Genomic DNA, 20,822 nt, shown 5'->3' with positions numbered 1-20,822 from the left:
CAGGGACGTGTGATGAAAAAGTTTTTCAAGAAAGTCGGCGCCTTCCTGCGCCAGACCTGGGTCTGGACTCTGCTGCTGGTGCTGTTCGTGGCGCTGCTGGTGTGGTTCGTCGGCCCGTTGTTGGCGGTCGATGATTACAAGTTCTGGGAAAGCGCGACCTCGCGCCTGCTGACCATCAGCGTGCTGTTCCTGATCTGGGGCCTGACCATGGTCTTCGTCAGCTGGCGCGCGGGTATCCGCAAGAAAGCCGAGGAAGAAAGCGAGGACGGTCAGGACCGTATCCGCCGCGAAGAGCTGATCGACGAAGAACAGAAAGAGTTGAAGGCGCGTTTCAAGGACGCGCTGAAAACCCTGAAGACGTCGAGCCTGTATCGCGGTCGCAGCGAGCGCTGGCGCAGTGACTTGCCGTGGTACCTGCTGATCGGTCCGCAGGCCTCCGGCAAGACCAGCCTGCTGGATTTTTCCGGTCTGGAATTCCCGATCAACAAGATCGACCGCAAGCTGACCCGCGACACCCTCGGCACCCGTCATTGCGACTGGTATTTCGCGGATCACGGTGTACTGATCGACACCGCCGGGCGTTACACCACTCAACCGGACGCCGAAGTCGACGGCAACGCCTGGACAACACTGCTGGAGCTGCTGCGCAAGCGTCGTCGCGGTCGTCCGTTGAACGGCGTGCTGGTGACCATTCCGGTGGAAACCCTGACCGGCGGCAGCGAGCAGGACATCGAAACCCTCGCACGCCAGGTGCGCAGCCGTCTGCAGGATGTGCATCAGAAACTGCACGTCGACGTGCCGGTGTATTTGGTCCTGAGCAAGGCTGACAAGCTGCTCGGCTTCGACGAGTTCTTCGATCAACTGACCCGCGAAGAAAGCGATCAGGTGCTCGGCACCAGTTTCCGCAAGGATCAGGTCGGCACCGACGTCACGGTCCTGCGCAACGAGTTCGAAGAGCTGCTGCGCCGCCTGAACAGCCAAGTGATCATGCGCATGCACTCCGAGCGCGACACTCAGCGCCGTGGCCGCATCCTCGACTTCCCGCATCAGCTCGGGCAGATCGGCGAGCGCCTGTGCCTGTTCGTCGACATGGCGTTCACCGGCAACCGCTATCAGCGCGCCACGCAACTGCGCGGTTTCTACCTGACCAGCGCGCCGCACCTGACCCAGGAAATGGATACGACCACCGCCGGCATCGGCGCCAGCCTGGGCATGAACGCCGGCGTGCTGCCGACTCTGCGCAGCGGTCGTTCGCGATTCATCCACCACTTGCTCAGCCAAGTGATTTTCCCCGAGGCCGATCTGGCCGGTCTGGACAAGCGCGAGCGCAGCCGCATTCATTGGGGCCAGCGTGCGCTGTACGTCGGCGCTCTGGCGGCACTGGCACTGTTCGGCATGCTCTGGGCCGGTGGTTTCTCGGCCAACTACGAGCGTCTGGAAAACCTGCGCACGCTGGCGCAGAACTGGACCCAGCAACGCTCGGCCGTGACGCCGCGCGATGACGCCATGGGCGTGCTGAAAGTCCTCGACACCAGCTACGCCGCGACCCAGGTGTTCCCGAACAAGAGCGACGTGTCGTACCACGAGCGTGGCGGCCTGTATCAGGGCGAAGAGATCAACCCGGTGGTGAAAACCGCCTACGAGCGTGAGCTGGAAGCGCAGTTGCTGCCACGGGTGGCGACCATGCTCGAGGGGCAGATCCGCGCCAACATGAAGGACCGCGATCGCCTGCTCAACAGCCTGCGCGCGTACCTGATGCTGAACATGAAGGATCGTCGCGACGCGGCGTGGCTCAAGGACTGGGTCGCCACTGACTGGTCGCAGCGCTACACCGGTAACACTGCGGTGCAGAATGGTCTGAACACGCACCTTGAGCGCTTGCTCAAGCAGCCGTTCATCTACCCGCTGAACGATCAACTGGTGACGCAGGCGCGTCAGGTCCTGCGCAGCGAATCGTTGGCCAACGTGGTTTACCGCATGCTCCGCGAGCAGGCGCGCAACCTGCCGGACTACCGCTTCAGCCAGCACCTCGGCCCGCAAGGTTCGTTGTTCATCGGCACTGAATACGTGATCCCGGGTTTCTACACCCAGCAGGGTTATCAGCAGTATTTCTCGGTGCAGGGCGCGGCGCTGGTCACCGACATCCTGCGTGACAACTGGGTGCTGGGCGAAGGCGCGGGCATCAGCGACATGGATTTGCGTCGCCTGATGGTCGAGCTTGAGCAGCTGTACTTCCGCGACTACGCCAACTACTGGAGCGAAGCCGTCGGCCAGGTCGCACTGCCACCGATCAGCGACGCTGGCGAAGGCGCCGAGCAACTGGCGGGCCTGACTTCGGCCAACTCGCCGGTCCTCGCGCTGCTCACCGAAGTGCGTGAAAACACCCGCTTCGAAGCCGCGGCTGATCCGGTCGATGAAGCCGGCGAAGCTGCCGATGCGCTGGCCGGACAGAAAGGCAAACTGGGCAAGGTCGGCAAACTCGCCGCCGCTGCCGCCGACAAGGCTTCGGCGCTGAACGTGGCGAAGAACCTGCCGGACACCGCGAAGAAATCCCTGCAACGCCGCTTCGAACCGCTGCATCGTCTGCTCGACGACAACAACGGCCCGGGCGCTGACCTGACGCCAGCGTTCAGCGCGCTCAACGACCTGCAACTGCAACTGGCCGGTCTGGCCCGTTCCAGCACGCCGGAGCAAGCCGCGTTCGAGATGGCCAAGACGCGCATGAGCGGCCAGCGTGATGCGCTGACCAACCTGCGCAATGCCTCCGGTCGTCTGCCGCGTCCGCTGAGCGTGTGGTTCAACGTGCTGGCCGAGGACTCGTGGCGTCTGGTGCTCAACGATGCCTATCAATACCTGAACGGCCGTTATCAGAACGAGCTGTACAGCGTGTATGGCAAAACCATCAGCAAGCGTTATCCGTTCAGCGCCAGCAGCACCAGCGACGTGGCGATCAGCGACTTCCGCGAGTTCTTCCGCGCTCAGGGTACCGTCGACCGTTTCTTCGACAGCTACATGCGTCCATTCGTCAGCGGCGATCCGGGCAACTACCGCATGCGCAGCGTCGACGGTCACAGCCTGCCGGTATCGAAGGTCTACCTCGATCAGATGGCGGCGGCGCAGACCATTCGCCAGAGCTTCTTCTCGATCAACCCGGCCGAGCCGACCGTGCAGTTCAAGCTTGAGCCCTACACCCTCGATCCGGCGGTCAGCCGCTCCGAATTCAAGTTCGGTGACAAGACCATGGAATACCGTCACGGCCCGATCCTGCCAATGACCTTCAAGTGGCCGACCGATGCTGAAGACGGTCGCACCAGCCTGGTCATGGACAAGATGGCCGGGCGTCCGATCGGGATCGAGAAGAACTCCGGCCCATGGTCGCTGTTCCGTCTGTTCGACCTGATGCAGACCGAGTACCTGAACGGTCGCGACGTGCTGGTACTGAAAGCCGACGTGGGCGGCCTGCGCGCCAACTACCTGCTGACCAGCCAGCGCACGCCGAACCCGTTCGACATGGGCGTGCTGCGCACCTTCCGTATGCCGGTGCAGCTCTGATGCTGGTGGCCAGTCCCTGGCGCAGCGCGGCGCGTACCGACCCGGGCAAGGTGCGGGCGCGCAACGAAGATGCCTTCCTCGACTCGCCGCAGCATGGGCTGTGGGTGGTCGCGGACGGCATGGGCGGTCATCAGGGGGGCGACATCGCCAGCCAGTTGATCGTCGCCAGCCTGGCTGAGCTGCCGCAACACGAGGACTTCGACGAACGCCTCAAAGCCATCCGCCAGTGCCTGCACTGGCTGAACCGGCGCTTGGGGCAGGAGTTGACGGTCACTGCCGGGCGTCACGACAGCATCATGGGCAGCACCGTCGTCGCGCTGCTGGTGGAAGGCAATCGCGCGGCCTGCATCTGGGCCGGCGACAGCCGTTGCTATATGTGGCGCGGGCAGCGGCTGTATCAGCTGTCCAAGGACCATTCGCTGCAACAGCAATTGATCGACGAGCAGCAAATGAGCGTCGAACAGGCGGCAGCGCACCCGGCGGCTCAGGCACTCACCCGAGCCGTCGGCGCCGCCGACACACTGACCCTGGATGTGCTTGAACTCGAGGTCTATCCGGGCGATGTGTTTTTGCTCTGCAGCGATGGTTTGTATCAGGGTCTGAGCAGCGATGCCCTCGGCAACGCCCTCAGCCTCAGCGCGCCGCACGTGGCGCTGGAACGTTTGTTCGACGGCGCTCTGCGTGGCGCTGCGCGGGACAACCTGACAGCCGTGGTGATCCGCCAATGACCAAAATCGAATCACCCATCGATGACTTGCTGATGAGCGAAGAACAGGCCAACAACCTGACCTACTTCGCCTTCGCCAAGGAGAACAAGGCAGAGCCTTTGCTGGCGCCGACCAAGGCCAGCATCGGAGCACTGCCGGATGTACTCGCCGGTCGCTACCACCTCGAGCGTCTGCTCGGGGCCGGTGGCATGGGCGCCGTTTACCGGGCGCGGGATCTGCTGCACGAACAGTTCGGCGATCCCGATCCTTACATCGCGCTGAAAATCCTCAGCGAAGAATTTGCCGAATCGCCGGATGCCAGTGCCTTGCTCTACAGCGAGTTCGCCCTGACCCGGCGTCTGCGCCACGACAACGTCGTACGTGCGCACACCTTTGAAGTCGACACCGACTGCCAACGGGCCTTCATCACCATGGAATACATGCGTGGCCTGACCCTGGACAAATTGCTCTGCGAGCGGCCCCTCGGCCTGCCGTGGCAAGAATTGCGCGACATCGTCCTGCCGCTGCTCGACACGCTGGCCTACGCCCACCGTCGCGGCGTGCTGCACGGTGATCTGAAACCGAGCAACGTCATGCTCAGCGAAGACGGCCTGCGCCTGTTCGACTTCGGTCTGGGACAGGCAGAGGAGGGCACCTTGCCCGGTCTGCCGCACCTGAGCCGCGAGCGCTTCAACGCCTGGACCCCAGGCTACGCCGCCCCCGAACTGCTTGAGGGCCAACCGTTGTCGGCCAGCGCGGACGTGTACGGCGTGGCCTGCGTGATCTATGAACTGGCGGGCGGCAAACACCCGTTCCGCCGCTTACCCTCGACCCAGGCCCGCGACGAGCATCTGGAGCGCGAACTGCGCGCCCCAGCGAATCTACCCCAGCACGGCTGGCACGCGCTGCGAACCGCGCTGAGCTTCAACCCGGCAGAACGCACCATCACTGCCCGACAATTGCGTGACGCCTTGGGCGCCACTTCGTCCTGGCTGCAACGTCTGCGACTTCGGGCGTAACGGATGACATTCGAACAGGGAGCACACGATGTTCAACTCAGCTAACGAAACCCACTTCAGCCTCAAGGTCGAAGACTACGTCGGCGACCTGCAAGTGCTGTCGTTCACCGGCACCGAAGGCATCAGCCAGGCGTATCGCTTCGACCTCGAACTGGTCAGCGAAAACCCCGACCTGGATCTCGAACAACTGCTGCACAAGCAGGCGTTTCTCGCGTTCGATCCACAGGGCTCGGGCATTCACGGGCAGATCTACCGCGTCGCCCAGGGCGATGCCGGCAAGCGCCTGACCCGCTACAAAGTCTCGATCGTGCCGCAACTGCAATACCTGCATCACCGCACCAACCAGCGTATCTACCAGCAGATGTCGGCGCCGAAAATCATCGCGCTGATCCTCGAAGAGCACGGCATCAAGAGCAACGCCTACAGCTTCCAGCTCAGCCAGCCGTGCCCGGATCGCGACTACTGCGTGCAGTACGACGAAACCGACCTGCATTTCGTTCAGCGCCTGTGCGAAGAGGAAGGCATTCACTACCACTTCCAGCACAGCGAAAAGGCCCACCTGCTGGTGTTCGGCGACGACCAGACCGTGTTCCAGAACCTTGGGCAGCCAACTGCTTATGTGCAGGGCAGCGGTATGGTCGCCGACGAGCCGGTGATCAAAGCCTTCAAACTGCGCCTGGAAACCCGCACCACCCGCACCACGCGCCGCGACTACGACTTCGAAAAACCGCGCCTGCGAATGGAAGCGGCCTACAAACCGGACGGCGACAGCACTGAACCGGATCTCGAAGACTACGACTACCCCGGCCGCTTCATCGACCGCGCCCGAGGCAAGTTCCTCAGCCAGCGCGCCCTCGAACGCCACCGCGCCGACTACCGCCAGGCCGAAGGTCGCGGCGACCAGACCAAACTGGTCAGCGGCCACTTCATGGAAATGTCCGACCACCCGCGCAGCGAGTGGAACGACCTCTGGCTGCTCACCGAAATCTTCCACGAAGGCAAACAACCGCAAGTCCTCGAAGAAGGCGTGACCAGCGACACCACCGACGAAAAAGATGACTTCCACCAGGGCTACCGCAACCGATTCCTCGCCACCCCGTGGGACGTGTTCTACCGCCCGGCCCTCGAACACCCGAAACCGCGCGTGCTCGGCAGCCAGACCGCCATGGTCACCGGCCCAAAAGGCGAAGAAATCCACTGCGACCAATACGGCCGCATCAAAGTGCAATTCCACTGGGACCGCGAAGGCTTGGCCGACGACAAAACCAGCTGCTGGCTACGCGTCTCCAGCTCCTGGGCCGGCGACCGCTACGGCGCCATCAGCATCCCGCGCATCGGCATGGAAGTCCTCGTCACCTTCCTCGAAGGCGACCCCGACCAACCGCTGGTGACCGGCTGCCTGTACCACAAGGAAAACCCGGTGCCGTATGCACTGCCGGCGAACAAGACTCGCAGCGTGTTCAAAACGCTTAGCTCGCCGGGTGGTGGTGGGTACAACGAACTGCGCATCGAAGACAAGAAAGGTGCCGAGCAGATCTACATCCACGCCCAGCGCGATTGGGATGAGAACGTTGAGCATGACCAGAAGATTCGCGTCGGTAATGAACGTCATGACACGGTGGTTAAGAACACCTACACCGAGCTGAAGGCTGAAGAGCACCGCACCACGATCTCTGACCGCAAGATTGAAGCGAAGCTGGATGATCACCTGACGGTTGGGCGGAACCAGCATGTGAAGTTGGGCACGGCGCAGCTGACCAGCGTGGGGAAAGAGATTCACCTCAAGGCTGGGGACAAGATCGTTATTGAGGCGGGGACAGAGCTGACCATTCTTGGGGGTGGGAGCTTTATCAAGCTGGATGGCGGTGGGGTCACGGTGGTTGGGCCGGTGATCAAGATCAATGCGGGTGGTTCTGCGGGATCGGGGACTGGCATCGGGATTAAACCGCCGGTGCTGCCGGGGGCGGCGGATAAGGATAAGGCGGGGAGTTTGATGGATCAGGCGTTGTTGAATGCACCGCCTGAGAAAGTTAAACCGAAGGCTTTTTTTGTGTTTTCCGAGTGATCGACATGAATCGTGTTTTGAAGAAGAGCAATGGCATCGCGATAGCGGTTTTCACCGCGTCGCTGTTGAGCCTGTTTCATGGCAGCGCTTATGCGGATGAATGCCCGTCCGAGGATTTTTCCCAGTTTCTGCCGGCGTTTTCTGCGAATGCTGAAACCCAGCAGCGTTTGACTGCGATGACGGTGAAGTCGCTGGTGTTGAAACCCGAAGGAGAGGGGCGGACTCTTGAGCCGCAAACGGCGGAGATCAACAGCTCCACATTGGCGTTTCCGCTGATGGCACCTTTAGCCACAGACAAGACAGACGGGGTTGAAGTCGAAATAATCGACGACAGTCACGTCAACGTTGTGGACAAGCGAGCGGGTAACAGCAACATCAAGATTTTCAATTTTTCTCGTCAGGCATGCTGGGTACTCGAGGGCGTCGAGAACTGGTCGATCAATGATAAAGACCTTGTTGAAGGGACCACGCCGACCCTGAGTACCGCCGAGAACTTTTGCTATCAGCGTGCGCGAACTTACGGACGCCTTGGTGGCCTGGACAAATACTCCCTGACGGGAGAACTCTTTGAAGCAGCATTGGAAAACTACCTGTGTGCAGCAGCTTCCGGCGATCCTCAGGCAAGTCTCAGTGCTGCCAGTCTGAGCCTTTCCGGAATGGCATCGCAATTGGAAACAGAGAAGGTCGAAGCCCTGTTCAAGGCCGCCGCTACTACTCTGGCAAGCGGAGCTTCTGCATTGTCCACATTCTATTGTTATGGCAATGACACAGACCCCGAGGGCCCTTGTCAGCATCCTGAAGAAGCAGAAAGGGAATTGATTCGCGCCGCATCGATGGGCTCTTCCGATGCTCAAAATAAACTGGGTGATACATTCGAGACCGGTAGATTGGTAACCAAGGATGCCTCCAGAGCACTGGATTGCTATCGCTTGGCCGCCAGTAAAGGAAATGCCACCGCCCTGAGTAATTTAACCAGATTGAAATCGCAAACCGCTGACGCCACAGAATCCAGCCATTGCTATTGATTTGCAGGATGCAGAAATGACAGAACCATTAGATTTAACGGGTAATTACGAAAACCGTGGCTACGTGTACAAGATGGGCGGCGATGGCATAAAAACAAATGCGGCCGGTAATAAGTTAATCGACTGCTCGCACATGGTTAATTTGTTGCTAACGGGGGCTGGCTATAAAATCCCGTATCAAGACACACGTGTAATGGTGGACTCCACTTACTACACAACCGTGGTGCCACCCGACGTCAAGAAAGGCGATATCGCTCTTTGGATTAATGAAGATCCGCTGGGTGGTGGAGATAAGTTATTTCATACCGGTATTGTTGTTGACGTTAATCCTACCGGTACTGCAGGCAAGTTCTTCGGCGCGCAGACGAGGAAAGGGCCGTCATTTACTTACTTTGGCACTAAAGATCCGGCCTTCTACTGGCCCATTCCTACAAAATTTCTCAGGGCTAAAGAAGAGTATAGAACCGGCGCAGCGGAACAACCGGCCCCTGCCCCCGCTCCTGCACCAACGCCTGCTGGACCGGAGCCTGTTCTAAACTTTCAATTCCCCATAAGAAAGGCTGATGGGAAACAGTTCGACAGTGCCAATGAACTGTATACCGCCATCGAAAATGAGACCTCAGGTCAATACCTTTTGGGTAGCTATAACTTTTGGCACGGTGGCATTCATATTAGCAATGCCAGTGCATCCTACTGTGTGAAAGACGAGCCCGTACGATGCATGGCGGATGGTGTGGTTGTAGCCTATCGCCTCAACGAAGATTATTTACAGTCGGAGTACGCTGGAGATAAACCGGCCAAGCTTAAATACTCTAATTCTTTCTGCCTGGTTCGGCATGACTACAAGTCGCCCGCTAACCCGGAAGAAGGCCCGAACAAAGGGAAACAAAATAAGCTGGTATTTTTCAGTCTTTATATGCACTTGATGCCCTATAAAGGCTACTTGCCTACAGAGGAGGAGTTGGGTAAGCCGAAGATAAAGTTCACGGTGGGAGATTTTACTGCCCGCAGTGATTCTGAGGAAGGTCCGGAATGCGTGAAGTATGGGCTGATTTCTGCGGGCTCTGTCTTTGAAGTTCTAGAAGAAAAGCTTGCCAGCAACGGTATCACTTACGCCCGAGGTAAGTTGTTAAGTGGCAAGGTGCCTAACAGGAAATTAGGGGAAGAATCCTGGTTTGCTTATAAGAAAGATGGTGTGGCAGTCAAGAATAAAAAAGACACCGCGATCTGGAGCGCAATATTACCGCCGGAACGAACCCGGCCAGGCTATTGGAAGGGGCTGGTTAAGGCTCGTGTCAGCGCCCCGAACGGATTGCCGTTGTTCGCAGCGCCCAAAGCTGTTGCTAACGGTGAAAGTGCTGGTGAACCGCTGGGAGAAATGGCCCTTTGTTTGAACAGTGAAATTAAATTCGACGGCACCAAAGTATTTAATCTGAAGGTTGGAAGTTCTCTGGTTCGGATGGCTGAGTGCACCTGCCTGTCTGGCGGTTTGAGAGGCGCAGGAACGGTTCCGTCAACATTCTGGGCGAGCGTCGAAGATATCGGTAACGGTCGGATGGTCACGTGGGCCGAAGTCACACCTGCCGAATTCGATAAGGTAATTGCTTGCGAAGCAGCGATAAAAGCAGGCCATCCAATAGGGTTTTTAGGCTTGCAGGAGAACCTCGGGAAAGTTGAGGGTTCAATCTCTAGCAAATATCACGCTCATATTGAGATATTCACCAGTGATACCGGCCTCGATAAATTCTTGCAGAATGAAGCTGCCCTGAAAATTGGCATGAGTTACCTGAATCTGCCGGCGGGCACGGTACTTGCCAGTAAGGCGACCACGGGACAGCCTGCGACCCTTGAGTCCAAACATATAGTTCCTATGGGATCGGTCTCTGTGTTCAAGGACTCAAAAGGGGTTGAGTGGTATGAGCCGACCGTTACAGAGAAAGATAAAAAGCTGACGGGCCTGATCAAAAAGGCAGATGTTACCTTTACGTCTGCAGGTGCTCAGTTGATATCTCAACATGATTGGGCAAAGTTGGGATATGCAGTTGTCAAAGAGGGCGATGAGAATTCAGATGGTTTTCTTGATCCGGACTCGATGCCGCCTTTTTTCAAGGAGCTCCATGCGAAACTCGACGCTTTGGGTGACAAAGATGGTGAAGTTACCTCCGCGGACTTGAACTCGGCATTGAAGAATGTGGAGTTCCGGGATAAATGGACAAAGTTGATTGCTTACCACCCCACCGAGTGGCAGGCGAAGTCTTCCGAGCCCAAGTGGAGTCGCCTTGATCAATTGCTCGCTGAGTCGCCAAAGTTACTGGAACATGAAAAAGAGCGGATTGACAAGCTTGTTTTTTGGGATGAGCTGGCGGGTGCGTTACAGATGCCTCTTCCGAAACAGGTCTATCATTTTCACCCGATTGCGTTCGTCAATAATTTCATGAAGTTTGCCGTGCCTGGAAAAGGTTGGGCGCACAGTGCGTTTGCCAATTTGCTCGCGAGCGTTGAGTCGAATAATGATTACACTGCTTACAATAGGACCAAGGGTGGACTGAAAGCGTTTTATAAAACTGATTTGACTACGTTGACCATCGCTGAACTACAGCAGAAACAGAAGGACCGGGATATTTTTGCGGCGGGTCGCTATCAAATGGTTCCTGACACGATAAATGGTGCTGTGAAAAAGCTCGAACTTGCTTCCACGCTTAAATTTGACGAAGAGACTCAGGATAAGATTTTTGAGGAATACTTGATAAAAGTTAAGCGCAAGGCATTCATCCAGTATCTGGAAGGCGATGGCGACGTCGAAAAAGCTGCCTATGCCTGGGCCTTGGAATTCGCCTCGGCAGGTGTAAGAAAGGGCAAGACCATTAGCCCGGTGCCGAAGAAAGATGAGCACGGAAACATCGAAATGAAAGACGGCAAACCGGTGATGCTCGCGAGGGTCGCAAGCTTTGAGGGACAGTCGTATTATGCGGGCGACGGTCTCAATACCGCTCACATTTTGCCGGCTGACATGGTTCGTGTTCTCGAGGAGTCAAAAAACAATGGCAAGTAAGTTATCAGCGTCCCGCTTGTTTTGGCTGGGCGCGCTTTTTCTCTTCTCGTGTTTTGCCAAGGCCGATGTGCCGCGGTTCGAAAACTATAAAGTCGACGAAATTTTTAAGGGCCAACATCACGACGCTGTTGCCAGTGATGAAAATAAAAGCTGGGCTGAGGGGCGCAAGAAAGCCATCAAGCAACCCGTAAATTTTGCGGGCCATTATGTTGTTTACGCAAACGGCTGTGGCGGCGGGTCTATCTGTGGCGAAATTCTTGACGTGAAAACGGGGGAGGTTGTTACGTCCTTTCCTAATGCTTATTACATCATCGGAAATGACGGTACCGCACCCTACGCGGCCGTCTACAAGCCAGACAGCAAATTGCTCGAAATTATGGGTGTAGCGGCCGATCCGGAAGTGGATGTAGAGGGTAACGATCTCGAGGAGGGTAACCGGCAGCGCTTCTACGAGTTCGATGGCAAGAAGCTCACTCTGATCGAACTTGTCGATCAGTAAATTTGGTTTATTCCAAGGGGAAAGGTGACGGATGTGCCTCTGGCTAAGTCCGCACCTCCCCTTTCTCCAGCGTGTTCATTTCCTGCGTTGTCGCCATCGACTATCCCTGATGTTGCAACGACCCGTTTGCACTCCTGGGATTCCGGGCGCAGGTGGGAGTAGGGCGGGTAAATTCAGTTCAACCCTTTAGCGGCATCACTAATCGGTCTGACTTGGACGATGCCGGCGTTAGCTGAAACCACCACATTGAGTCCCGTCAACGGTGTCGACACGAAATCAGCCCCAAATCCGGCACGTTTGAAGAGTTGCAGCCGGACTGCGGCGATGGCTTCGTTAACCTGCGCGTCGACAAAAAACGTAAGACGTTGCTCAGCACTTACTGGGGCATGAACGGACCAGATCAATGCATCACCCGACTCACCAAACGCAAAGCCTGAATGACTCAAGGAAGAACCCCGTGAAACGTTTTGTTTTTACCCTGCTGGCCGTGCTACTGCCGGTTTCAGCGGCCTATGCGCAGGATGACTGCAGCCATGTCACCTCAAGCCTGGAAATGGTGCCCTGTTCGGAGGCGGCGAAGAAGGCTGCCGATGCGCAGTTGAACGTCAGCTACAAGCAGTTGATGTCGCGGCTTGAGTCTGACTATCGAGCAGATCCGGCGTTGGGTGCGGAGTACGCGGCGAAGGTTAAAGAGTCGCAACGTGCGTGGTTGAAATTGCGCGATGCTAACTGCCCTTTGGAGGCATTCGAGATCGAGACTGGGATGCCGGCGCATGTGTTCGCGGTTAACTTGTGCATCGCCAGAATGAGTCGCGAGCGCTCGGCGTATCTGGACAAGATTGTCCCTGCGCTTGCATCCGATAAGAGCGCTTCGACGGCACCGACCAGCGACGCTTGCCCCTCGGAGGAGTTCGCGCCTTTCCTGACCGCGTTTTCCGCCAACAGCGAATCACAACGCCGTCTGACTGCAATGACGGTCAAGTCGCTGGTGTTGAAACCGGTAGCTGGGAAGGATCGACGTACCTTTGAGCCTTCGACCTCGGGTGTCAGTGGAACAACCTTCACCTATCCGCTGATGGCTGCAATCACGCCCGGCAAGACACCTGGGGTCGAGATTGAAGAGGTTGATGACAGTCACGTCAACGTGGTGGATAAACGGGCCGGCAACAGCAATATCAAGATCTTCAACTTCTCTCGTCAGGCGTGCTGGGTGCTTGAGGGGATTGAGGATTGGTCGGTCAGCGAGAAGGATCTTGTCGCAACGGATAACCCGGGAATGAGCCGCGCCGAAAACTTTTGTTATCAGCGTGCAGAAGCGTTGGGTGGGCTGGGGTCTCTTGAGCAATACGGGCTGACTGCGGAGCTGATTGAAGCGTCGCTGGAAAATTTTGTGTGTGCTGCAGAGTCGGGCGATGCACAGGCGAGCCTGTCGGCGGCGAGCCTGAGTCTTTCGCAAATGGCATCTCAGTTGGAAACCCCTAAGGTTGAGGCTTTGTTCAAAGCGGCCTCGAAAATACCAAAGGGTGCGCTGGGCTATGCGACGTTTCTTTGTTCGGGAAACTCCACCGACTATAACGGCCCTTGCCTTCATCCCAAGCAGGCAGAAGAGCAGGTTATTCGAGCGATTACCATGGGCTCCACAGACGCGATGAATTATCTGGCTTCTACCTTTGAAGCAGGCGAGTGGGGAACGAAGGATATGTCTCGAGCGTTAGCCTGTTATCAAATGGCGGCTGACAAAGGTGATCAGCTGGGCCTCTTCAACGTGGGGCGATTGGGATCGTCAGCCACGGCGCCCATCAAATCCAGCCACTGCATTTGAATTTCGAGGGCCTGTTTGAGGCGGTTTTGCACAAGTTTTGCCTGAATCCCTCAGGCTAAAACGTTTAACGCTTGAGCATCTGACTCCCCCGATTTTCCTTTAAACTCCCCACCCCCAAGGAACGCGCTCAGGACACGGAATGCCAGCCCCTTCTTCCTCGCTTCGCCCAGCGTTGGTGCTTTGGCTATATGCCGCTGCGATCACGCATATCCTCGCCGGTCTTACCCTGACCTGGGCCGGTGACTCCGGCTTGCTCGATGGCTACCTGCAAGTCCTCGAACTGTCGTTCTGGGGTGCCGATGCGGTTCCCACCGCCGGCCGCGAACAACAAGTCTGGTGGCTCGCGCTGTTCGGCGCGACGTTGCAAAGTTATTCGCTGTACATGTTCGCGCTGGTGCACTTGGGCAATCGCTTGAAAGCTCCGGCCATCTGGGGCTGGTTGATCGCCGGCATCCTGTTATGGGCGCCGCAGGACATGTGGCTCTCGGCGCAACAGCAGGTCTGGTCGCACGTGTGGCTGGATGGTTTAGCTCTGTTGGTGTTGTTGCCGCCGCTGTTTTGGCTGTACAGACATGACCGTCAAAGGAAGGAGTAACAGCGTGAAAGTATTTTCGATTCTTCTCGGTTGCTTGCTCTCTGCTGCTTCATCCGCATTGTTTGCTGGAGAAGCGTGCAACCCAGACAGTTTGTCCAACCCGGACTTGATCACCTGCGGCCAGCAAACCTTCAAGAAAGTCGATGGTGTCTTGAACGAGCAATACAAAAAAGCGCTGTCGACTCTGGCTCCTGCGGAGCAAAGCCACCTGAGAGATGTGCAAAAGAACTGGGTGCGCTTCAAAGAGTCGTTTTGCGAAGAGCTTTACCAAGCTGCGTTGCCGGGTGCTGAGGCGCCAATCGAGAGGCTTGGGTGTCTGGTGCAGACAACCAATGCTCGGCTGGGAGAGTTGATCGCTCTACAGACGGGTTTACTGCTGGATGGTTTTTACAAAGCGGCATCCGCGATTGCAGGGAAGGATCGTGAGAGAAATTTAGCGGCCTCAATCGAGCGGCTGGGAGGGGATCAATTCGATGATCCGCTTTGGAAGAAGTACGCAGAAGGGCACTGCCAGATGGCTAGCCGTCTGTTGCGTGAAGACGTCGCCTACTGCGTGGTGAGGATGCGCTTTCAATTACCCATGAACCGCTAAAGGAATGTTTGGTTTGAAATTTTCGTCTGCATTGTTTTCCGCGATGCTCGTTTTCATTCCTCTGGCGGCTCATAGCGAGGTCACGACCGGGGTTTTTTGCTTTCGCTCCTACGAAGGCAAACCCATAAATTTTGAATTCCGAACCTATTACGACTCTGTCGCCAAATGGAGCGGTGCTGGCGTCAAGTACAGCAAGTCGAAAAAGGCAATCGGGCTGGTTCATCGCAGTACTGAACAAGAAGAACTCGTGTATGGCCGGCCCTACCAGTACACGACAACTTGGGTTGAAGTAGTTGATGGCGCACTGACAGGTGAGTATCAGATGGTCACTCAGGGTGGCCGGGTTGATGCGATGACGTATACGAATTACAAGTCTGCAAAGAAGTATTCGTTTGAAAACGATTACAACGTGGATGCGAAACCTGAAACAGGTTGCCAGTGGTGAAGCAGGGAATATTCAAAAAGGGGACTTAACGTCCCCTTTTTTTTCATTCACCAATCTCGCTACGGCTTGGCCGCCACGCTTCGCACTTCAATGTGATCAAGCGTCCCTTCCACCATCAATCTGACCCCGTCCGCCATCCTACTCAATGCCAATGCAACCGAGCGGCGTGAGCCATCTATGTCGTCCGCAAGGTCCGCAGCGATGATGCTGATGGATAGCAGGTCTTCCGAGGCGTTGGCCAGGAGGGCTTCGGCATCGATGTCCGGGTTCAGGCTGAACAGGCCTTCAGGGCGTGGGGCCTGAGAGAGGTCAGATTTGCCGAAGTGGTGATCGAGGGCGCGTTCGGCGGCTTCATGTAATTTTCTTGAATCGAAGGATTCGTAGGGGGAGGTGTCCTCGGTGTTGGTATTTGAATTGGTCATCGGTGTAAATCCCTTGGAGTAAGAAGAAATTGCTCCCGAATTCGGACTTGCACATCCGGTCACCGAATACCCGATGACGCAGGAAGCCTATCGGTGATCTTCAAGCTCGCCTAGTTCACGGACAGCCCCGCACTTTGCAGGAAACTTCCCATGGATTCGCGGGGCGGAAGATCAAAAGATCGCAGGCTTCGCCAGCTCCTACAGGGATGTGTTTCAACAGGTGTAGGACGTTGCTTGCGGAATCGTGACTTGGCGGTCATCGTGCGGGAAATGGTCTGCATCCTCTTCCAACAGCTTCAGATACTGGCGTTATCGTCCGAATCCCTTACACTGCCCCGGCCGTTCATTTTCCTTTTGAGGCTGTGCGCATGAAATTTCGTTTTCTCCTGTGGATGATGGGTTTGTTGATGGGTAAGGCCAGCCGGACAAATCCTGCGTTCCAGCAGCAGTTGGGTGACAAGGATCTGGTGTTTCAGCTGCAGACGCTGGACGGGAAAGTGGCGCGGCATTTCGTGGTCAAGGATCAGCGCATCACCAGCAAGTCTGGCGTGGTGCCGGAGCCGGCGTTTGCGATTGCGTTTAAAGACGCGGGTTATGGCTTTGCCACGATGCAGGCGAAGAACAAGCAGTTGGCGTTTATGCAGGGGATTCAGGACAAGTCGATCCAGCTCAAGGGCAACCCGGCGCTGGTGATGTGGTTTCAGGGGTTGATGAAGTATTTGAAGCCGAGGAAGGCAAAGGCCAAGGCTTGAGATTTTTTTGGGTTGGCTTCAAGCGAAGCACAATGAAGAATCGTGCGTTCTTTGGCTCGCAAAGTCTTTATTCAGGCCTGTAAAGACGGTCGAACTGTCATTTCTGTCAGGTGCTTTGCTCATCTTCGCGATGCTCTACTCAAGCTCCGGTCCCGTAAAGGACGCCACGCACTTGATGGAGCAAGAACATGACTCAGGCTCAGGACTTGACCACGCCAGGTACCCCCGATCCCTCTTTTGCCCTGAATGGTTTATTGAAATTACCGATACCGGGCATTGCGAGCCATGAGGCTGCGGCCGTTTTGGCCCTTCCCGACGGGAAGTTGCTGGTCGCTCTTCCTCTGGAAGGAAGTGACGCGCTGCTGGCCATCGCCCGATTGAACGAAGACGGTACGCTCGACAAGTCCTTCGGAAGTCATGAGACGGGTTTCGTCGAGATATCTTTGAACGGCGCTAGCATCAGCACCGTGTTTGGGCTCGATGCGTTGCGGGACGGCGGCTGGCTGGTGCGCGTTCAATACTTCACACAGAAGGCCGTCGATGCCGGCCAAGCAATGATCCGCTTGAAAGGCGACGGTGAGCTGGACGATTCGTTCGGCGATAAAGGCGTGAGTTTATTTTCTTTCTACAAGATCCCGGGCTCCACGCTTGCGTCGTCGGCAGGGGCGAAGTCAAGCCAAAAGTCCCCCGCTACAAATGCCTCTACCGTCTCTGCAGTTCAGCAGGCCGATGGCAAAATCGTCCTGCTCCATTTCCTGCTGATCGATGAGCCATGGCCATCGCCCGTCGTGATGCGTCTTTTGGCGAACGGCTCGCTCGATCCATCATTTGACGGCGCGGGGTACGTCTTGGTGGATGTCGGTGCCACCTCGAACACCGCCGGCGCTATCGCTGTTCAAGCCGATGGCAAAGTATTGGTTTGCGGCGTTTTTCAGAGTGGTGAGACAGCCTCCGGAGTTTTTCTGGCACGTTTGGACGTAGCGGGGAAGCTGGATAAGGATTTCAACAACGGCCAGGCGAAGCTGATTTTCGACGAGGATGGCGAGAGCTCTTTGAACGCTGTTTCGGTGCGCGAAAGTGATGGCAGGATCGTTGCGGTGGGTGACGCCTGGCAAAAGAACGTCCATGGCGGGTTGGTGGTTGTGCTGAACGCCAGTGGAGCATCCAATCTTGTATTCAATAATGGCCAGCCTCTGTTTTCCCCGTTACTGCCAGACGGATTGACGTGGCGGCATACATCACAGCTCGACGGCTCGATCATTGTCGTTGGAGCCGGTGATTCCGCGGTAATTACCGCGCGCTTTCTCGCAGACGGCAAGCTGGACACGGCCTTCAACGGTATTGGCTATACGCTCTTCGATAACGTAGCGGGGCCAGTGTTTCCTCATGATCTGGCAATCATGGAGGACGGTCGGATAGTGGTGTCCATGACCCACACCAGCCTTTCTGACCCTTCCCGGGTGGATGGTTGGATCACTCGCTATCTAAGCGCAAACCTGACGAGTGGCACGCTGAATTTTGATCCGTCTTTTGGCGAAAACGGCATTGTCAGATTTCCGCTTGGAGGATTGTCTGAGTTTGACGTAAGAGCGGTATTGGCTCTGCCGGACAACAAGTTGCTGGTGGCTGTTCGTCGACGCAACGATGGCCTGGAAACGCTGATCGCCCGGCTTCTGGAGGACGGCCAACTAGACCTCGGTTTTGGTGAAGAAAAGACCGGATTCGTCGAGATTTCACTCAAGGACGGTTTGTATATGCACTCGATGCTCGAGTTGACGCCGTTCCCGGATGGCGGTTGGCTCGTTCGTGCCGAGTACCAGAACAATGGGCCTGATGTTTCCGCCGGGCTGGTTGTCGTGAAACAAGACAAAGATGGACGGCTGGATCACAACTTTGCTGAACAGGGTGTGCGTTACCTTCCTTATGCGCAGATGGGGAGCGCGGGTCATGGCGACAATGTCTTGCGGCAAGACGAGAAAATCCTGCTGGTCGGATCCGTCGAAGACGACGCTGGCCGTGTGAGCGGCGTCGTCATGCGGCTCAATGCGGATGGCTCCGACGACACCACGTTCAATGGCACGGGTTTCGCGCCTGTCGAGCTCGCTGGCATTGCACACCAACACAGTTCTGCGCAGATGGTCGCGCATCAACCTGACGGCGCTGTGGTGGTTGGTGGCAGCTATAGCGGGCCATCTTCGGGCGCTTACGTCATTCGATTCGACGCTAACGGCAAGATCGACAGGGAGTTTGGCGAGAGCGGTAACGGAGTCGTGATCATCTCTGGTGAGGATGAGATCCACCTGTCCGCCATTTCAATTGTGGATAGCAAGATTGTTCTTGCAGGGGCTGCCGTAAGGGACGGTGGCATGCGTGGAGTGATTGCGGTCCTCACGTCCAAAGGCTCCTACAATCTCGTATTCAATAACGGTAAACCGTTGTTCTCCGACTTTGTCCCGCAAGGTTTGAGATGGTTGCGCTGTGTAGCGCGACCTGACGGTTCAATCGTCGTCAGCGGCGACACCGGAATCGGAGTCACCGACGATGATCCGAGTGCGATCACGGCGAAGTTTTTGGCGGACGGAACACCGGACCTGTCATTCAACGGCACAGGGTTCAGCATCTTCGACGAGGCCGGGGTCCTGGAGGCTCTTCATGACATGACGGTACTAGGGGACGGCCGAATTGTAGTGGGAGGGTATTTCATTGGAAGCTTCCCGAACCCGCAGGGCTGGGTGATTCGGTACCGCGGTTGATTACGCCAATAATCAACAGTTGGCCGCAACGCACCCGCTCCTGAAGATCGCATCGATCTTGTGGGAGCGGGCTTGCCTGCGAAGCTTTTCAGGCCTGGCTGAACTGCGAAGCCAGTTCACGCAGCAGCACTTCAGCCTCAAGCACTTTGCTGACGACATCGTTGGCTTTGTCACGGCTCAGGCCGACGCGTTCAAGCAGGGCATCCGGAATATCTTCATCCGGCCCGGAGCCAATCCCGCGGCTGCGTAGCAGGCGTACGGCCAGGCAGACGAGGTTCGGGTATTCGGCGTAGGCGCCGTCGTAGCTTGGGTCGTGCTGGAAGCGCAGGGCGGTGGCCAGTTCATCCGGCATGTCCCAGTAGCGCATCAGCCACGAGCCGATCTGTTCACGGCTGATACCGAGCAGGTGTTGCTCGATGTAGCTGTGGCACAGGTGCGGGTTGACCTCCAGGTGGCGGCAGATCAGCGAGAAGTGCGGCGGGAACACGTGGGCCAGCAGCAGGTAACCGAAGTTATGCAGCAGACCGGCCAGATACGTCAGGCCTGCTTCCGGGCGCTGGGCGCGCGGCATGGCGCGGGTCAGGCCTTCGATGACGGCGGCGGTGTAGATCGACTGCTGCCAGTACGGCGTGGTGTGTTGCGGGTGGTCTTTGGGCAGGCTCAGGGTCTTGCCGAGGGCCAGGCCCAGCGCGAGGTTGATCACCAGATCGAAGCCCAGCACGCGGACGATCGCGTCTTCCACCGAACGAATCTTGCCCGGCGAGGCGTAGTACGGCGACGCCGCCCAGCTCACCACTTGCGCGGCCAGCGCCGGGTCGGTTTCAACCACGCCGGTGATGTCGTCGATGGTGGCATTGGGGTCAACGCGCAGCTTGATGATTTTTTGCGCGGTTTCGGCCAGCGGCGGAATCTCGATGGTCGCTTCCAGACGCTGCTGAATGCGGCGTGCGGTGAACGCCTGCACGGCCTGGGTGATTTCCTCGCGGTCATCGTCCGGGCGGTCGAGGTTCGGGCGGATGCTGCTCAGGGCTTCGCCGAAGTTGGCGGCGCTGGCCTTGGTCAGCATCGATTTGAAGTCTTCGCTGCTGATTTCCAGCAGCAGGCCCGGCTCGCCGGAGTTGATCAGCAGCTTCGGCTCGCGCAGCAGGCTTTCTTCGTAGAGGCACGGCGAACTGGTTAGCGCCGGCAGGCCTGGGAGCAGGCTCAGATTGTGTTTGCCGAGCATCTTTTCCAGGCGTTCGGTGGACACCGCTGTGAGTCGGCGACCAGTGAGTTCGGCGAGGCGATTGAGATCCAGCAACTGGCTCTGTGGAAACAGCACCATCAACGCGCCCACGGCGTCGTCCAGCAACACGGCCTGCACTTTGCGCGAGGCATTGAGGCCGTGGTGGTCGAGCACTTCTTCGTAGGCAACGCCCAGCTTGTTGAGCAGCAGCCGAATAACAGACGGAGCTTGCGGAGATTCGGGGACGAGAGCAGCTTCGGTCATGGTCTGTATCCGTTTTTGAAACAATGGCAGGAG

General features: G+C 57.2%; 16 protein-coding genes. 13 read left to right on the top strand and 3 right to left on the bottom strand.

Annotated features, from left to right (window positions below):
• Positions 1–12: 12 nt before the first annotated feature.
• Genes tssM through PSH90_RS26340 form a run of 7 tightly spaced genes read left to right on the top strand, consistent with a single transcriptional unit; the run spans position 13 to position 11,919 of the window.
• Positions 13–3,552, top strand: coding sequence for a type VI secretion system membrane subunit TssM (gene tssM, locus PSH90_RS26370; protein ID WP_305381787.1), 3,540 nt, complete (start codon positions 13–15; stop codon positions 3,550–3,552).
• Positions 3,552–4,280 carry a PP2C family serine/threonine-protein phosphatase gene (locus PSH90_RS26365; protein ID WP_041476618.1) on the top strand — a complete coding sequence of 243 codons (729 nt, stop codon included), beginning with the start codon at positions 3,552–3,554 and terminating at the stop codon, positions 4,278–4,280. Before tssM ends, PSH90_RS26365 begins: the two co-directional genes overlap by 1 nt.
• Positions 4,277–5,278 (top strand): serine/threonine-protein kinase, encoded by a 1,002-nt coding sequence (locus PSH90_RS26360; RefSeq protein ID WP_305381785.1) that lies wholly within the window; start codon positions 4,277–4,279, stop codon positions 5,276–5,278. Before PSH90_RS26365 ends, PSH90_RS26360 begins: the two co-directional genes overlap by 4 nt.
• A 28-nt stretch (positions 5,279–5,306) precedes the next feature.
• A complete protein-coding gene (locus tag PSH90_RS26355) occupies positions 5,307–7,343 on the top strand; it encodes a type VI secretion system tip protein VgrG (protein ID WP_305381783.1) in 2,037 nt (678 codons plus the stop codon).
• 5 nt (positions 7,344–7,348) lie between these two features.
• A complete protein-coding gene (locus PSH90_RS26350; protein WP_256807621.1) occupies positions 7,349–8,368 on the top strand; it encodes a tetratricopeptide repeat protein in 1,020 nt (339 codons plus the stop codon).
• A gap of 16 nt (positions 8,369–8,384) precedes the next feature.
• Entirely contained in the window at positions 8,385–11,420 is a 3,036-nt protein-coding gene (locus tag PSH90_RS26345; RefSeq protein ID WP_256807623.1) for a hypothetical protein, read from the top strand.
• Positions 11,410–11,919 carry a hypothetical protein gene (locus PSH90_RS26340; protein WP_252877119.1) on the top strand — a complete coding sequence of 170 codons (510 nt, stop codon included), beginning with the start codon at positions 11,410–11,412 and terminating at the stop codon, positions 11,917–11,919. Before PSH90_RS26345 ends, PSH90_RS26340 begins: the two co-directional genes overlap by 11 nt.
• Before the next feature lie 173 nt (positions 11,920–12,092).
• Here PSH90_RS26340 and PSH90_RS26335 read toward each other — a convergent pair whose 3' ends face one another.
• Entirely contained in the window at positions 12,093–12,365 is a 273-nt protein-coding gene (locus PSH90_RS26335) for a hypothetical protein (RefSeq protein ID WP_252877118.1), read from the bottom strand.
• Between the two features lie 11 nt (positions 12,366–12,376).
• On the opposite strand from PSH90_RS26335, the gene PSH90_RS26330 reads away from it, so the two are divergent.
• The 4 genes from PSH90_RS26330 to PSH90_RS26315 all read left to right on the top strand — a co-directional run bounded on the left by PSH90_RS26330 (position 12,377) and on the right by PSH90_RS26315 (position 15,373).
• Positions 12,377–13,741, top strand: coding sequence for a lysozyme inhibitor LprI family protein (locus PSH90_RS26330; RefSeq protein ID WP_256807625.1), 1,365 nt, complete (start codon positions 12,377–12,379; stop codon positions 13,739–13,741).
• Between the two features lie 139 nt (positions 13,742–13,880).
• Positions 13,881–14,336, top strand: coding sequence for a cell division protein (locus tag PSH90_RS26325; RefSeq protein WP_252877116.1), 456 nt, complete (start codon positions 13,881–13,883; stop codon positions 14,334–14,336).
• Between the two features lie 4 nt (positions 14,337–14,340).
• A complete protein-coding gene (locus PSH90_RS26320; protein ID WP_237143798.1) occupies positions 14,341–14,928 on the top strand; it encodes a lysozyme inhibitor LprI family protein in 588 nt (195 codons plus the stop codon).
• 13 nt (positions 14,929–14,941) lie between these two features.
• On the top strand, positions 14,942–15,373 hold the full coding sequence (locus PSH90_RS26315) for a hypothetical protein (protein WP_252877114.1): 432 nt from the start codon (positions 14,942–14,944) through the stop codon (positions 15,371–15,373).
• A gap of 59 nt (positions 15,374–15,432) precedes the next feature.
• Here PSH90_RS26315 and PSH90_RS26310 read toward each other — a convergent pair whose 3' ends face one another.
• On the bottom strand, positions 15,433–15,795 hold the full coding sequence (locus PSH90_RS26310) for a DUF6124 family protein (protein WP_056790830.1): 363 nt from the start codon (positions 15,793–15,795) through the stop codon (positions 15,433–15,435).
• A 368-nt stretch (positions 15,796–16,163) separates the two neighbouring features.
• Between PSH90_RS26310 and PSH90_RS26305 the strand changes: the two genes are divergently transcribed.
• Together PSH90_RS26305 and PSH90_RS26300 are read left to right on the top strand one after the other, a co-directional pair.
• Complete coding sequence (locus PSH90_RS26305) at positions 16,164–16,547, top strand: hypothetical protein (protein WP_056790828.1); 384 nt, start codon at positions 16,164–16,166, stop codon at positions 16,545–16,547.
• A gap of 188 nt (positions 16,548–16,735) precedes the next feature.
• Entirely contained in the window at positions 16,736–19,300 is a 2,565-nt protein-coding gene (locus PSH90_RS26300) for a hypothetical protein (RefSeq protein WP_305381781.1), read from the top strand.
• An 88-nt stretch (positions 19,301–19,388) separates the two neighbouring features.
• Here the strand turns inward: PSH90_RS26300 and PSH90_RS26295 are convergent, their stop codons facing one another.
• Entirely contained in the window at positions 19,389–20,789 is a 1,401-nt protein-coding gene (locus PSH90_RS26295; RefSeq protein WP_041476626.1) for an aminoacyl-tRNA deacylase and HDOD domain-containing protein, read from the bottom strand.
• Positions 20,790–20,822 lie beyond the last annotated feature (33 nt).

The organism is Pseudomonas sp. FP1762, from assembly GCF_030687105.1.
In the GTDB taxonomy this organism is placed as follows: Bacteria; Pseudomonadota; Gammaproteobacteria; order Pseudomonadales; family Pseudomonadaceae; genus Aquipseudomonas; species Aquipseudomonas siliginis.
This window is presented reverse-complemented; position numbering and strand designations above follow the sequence as displayed.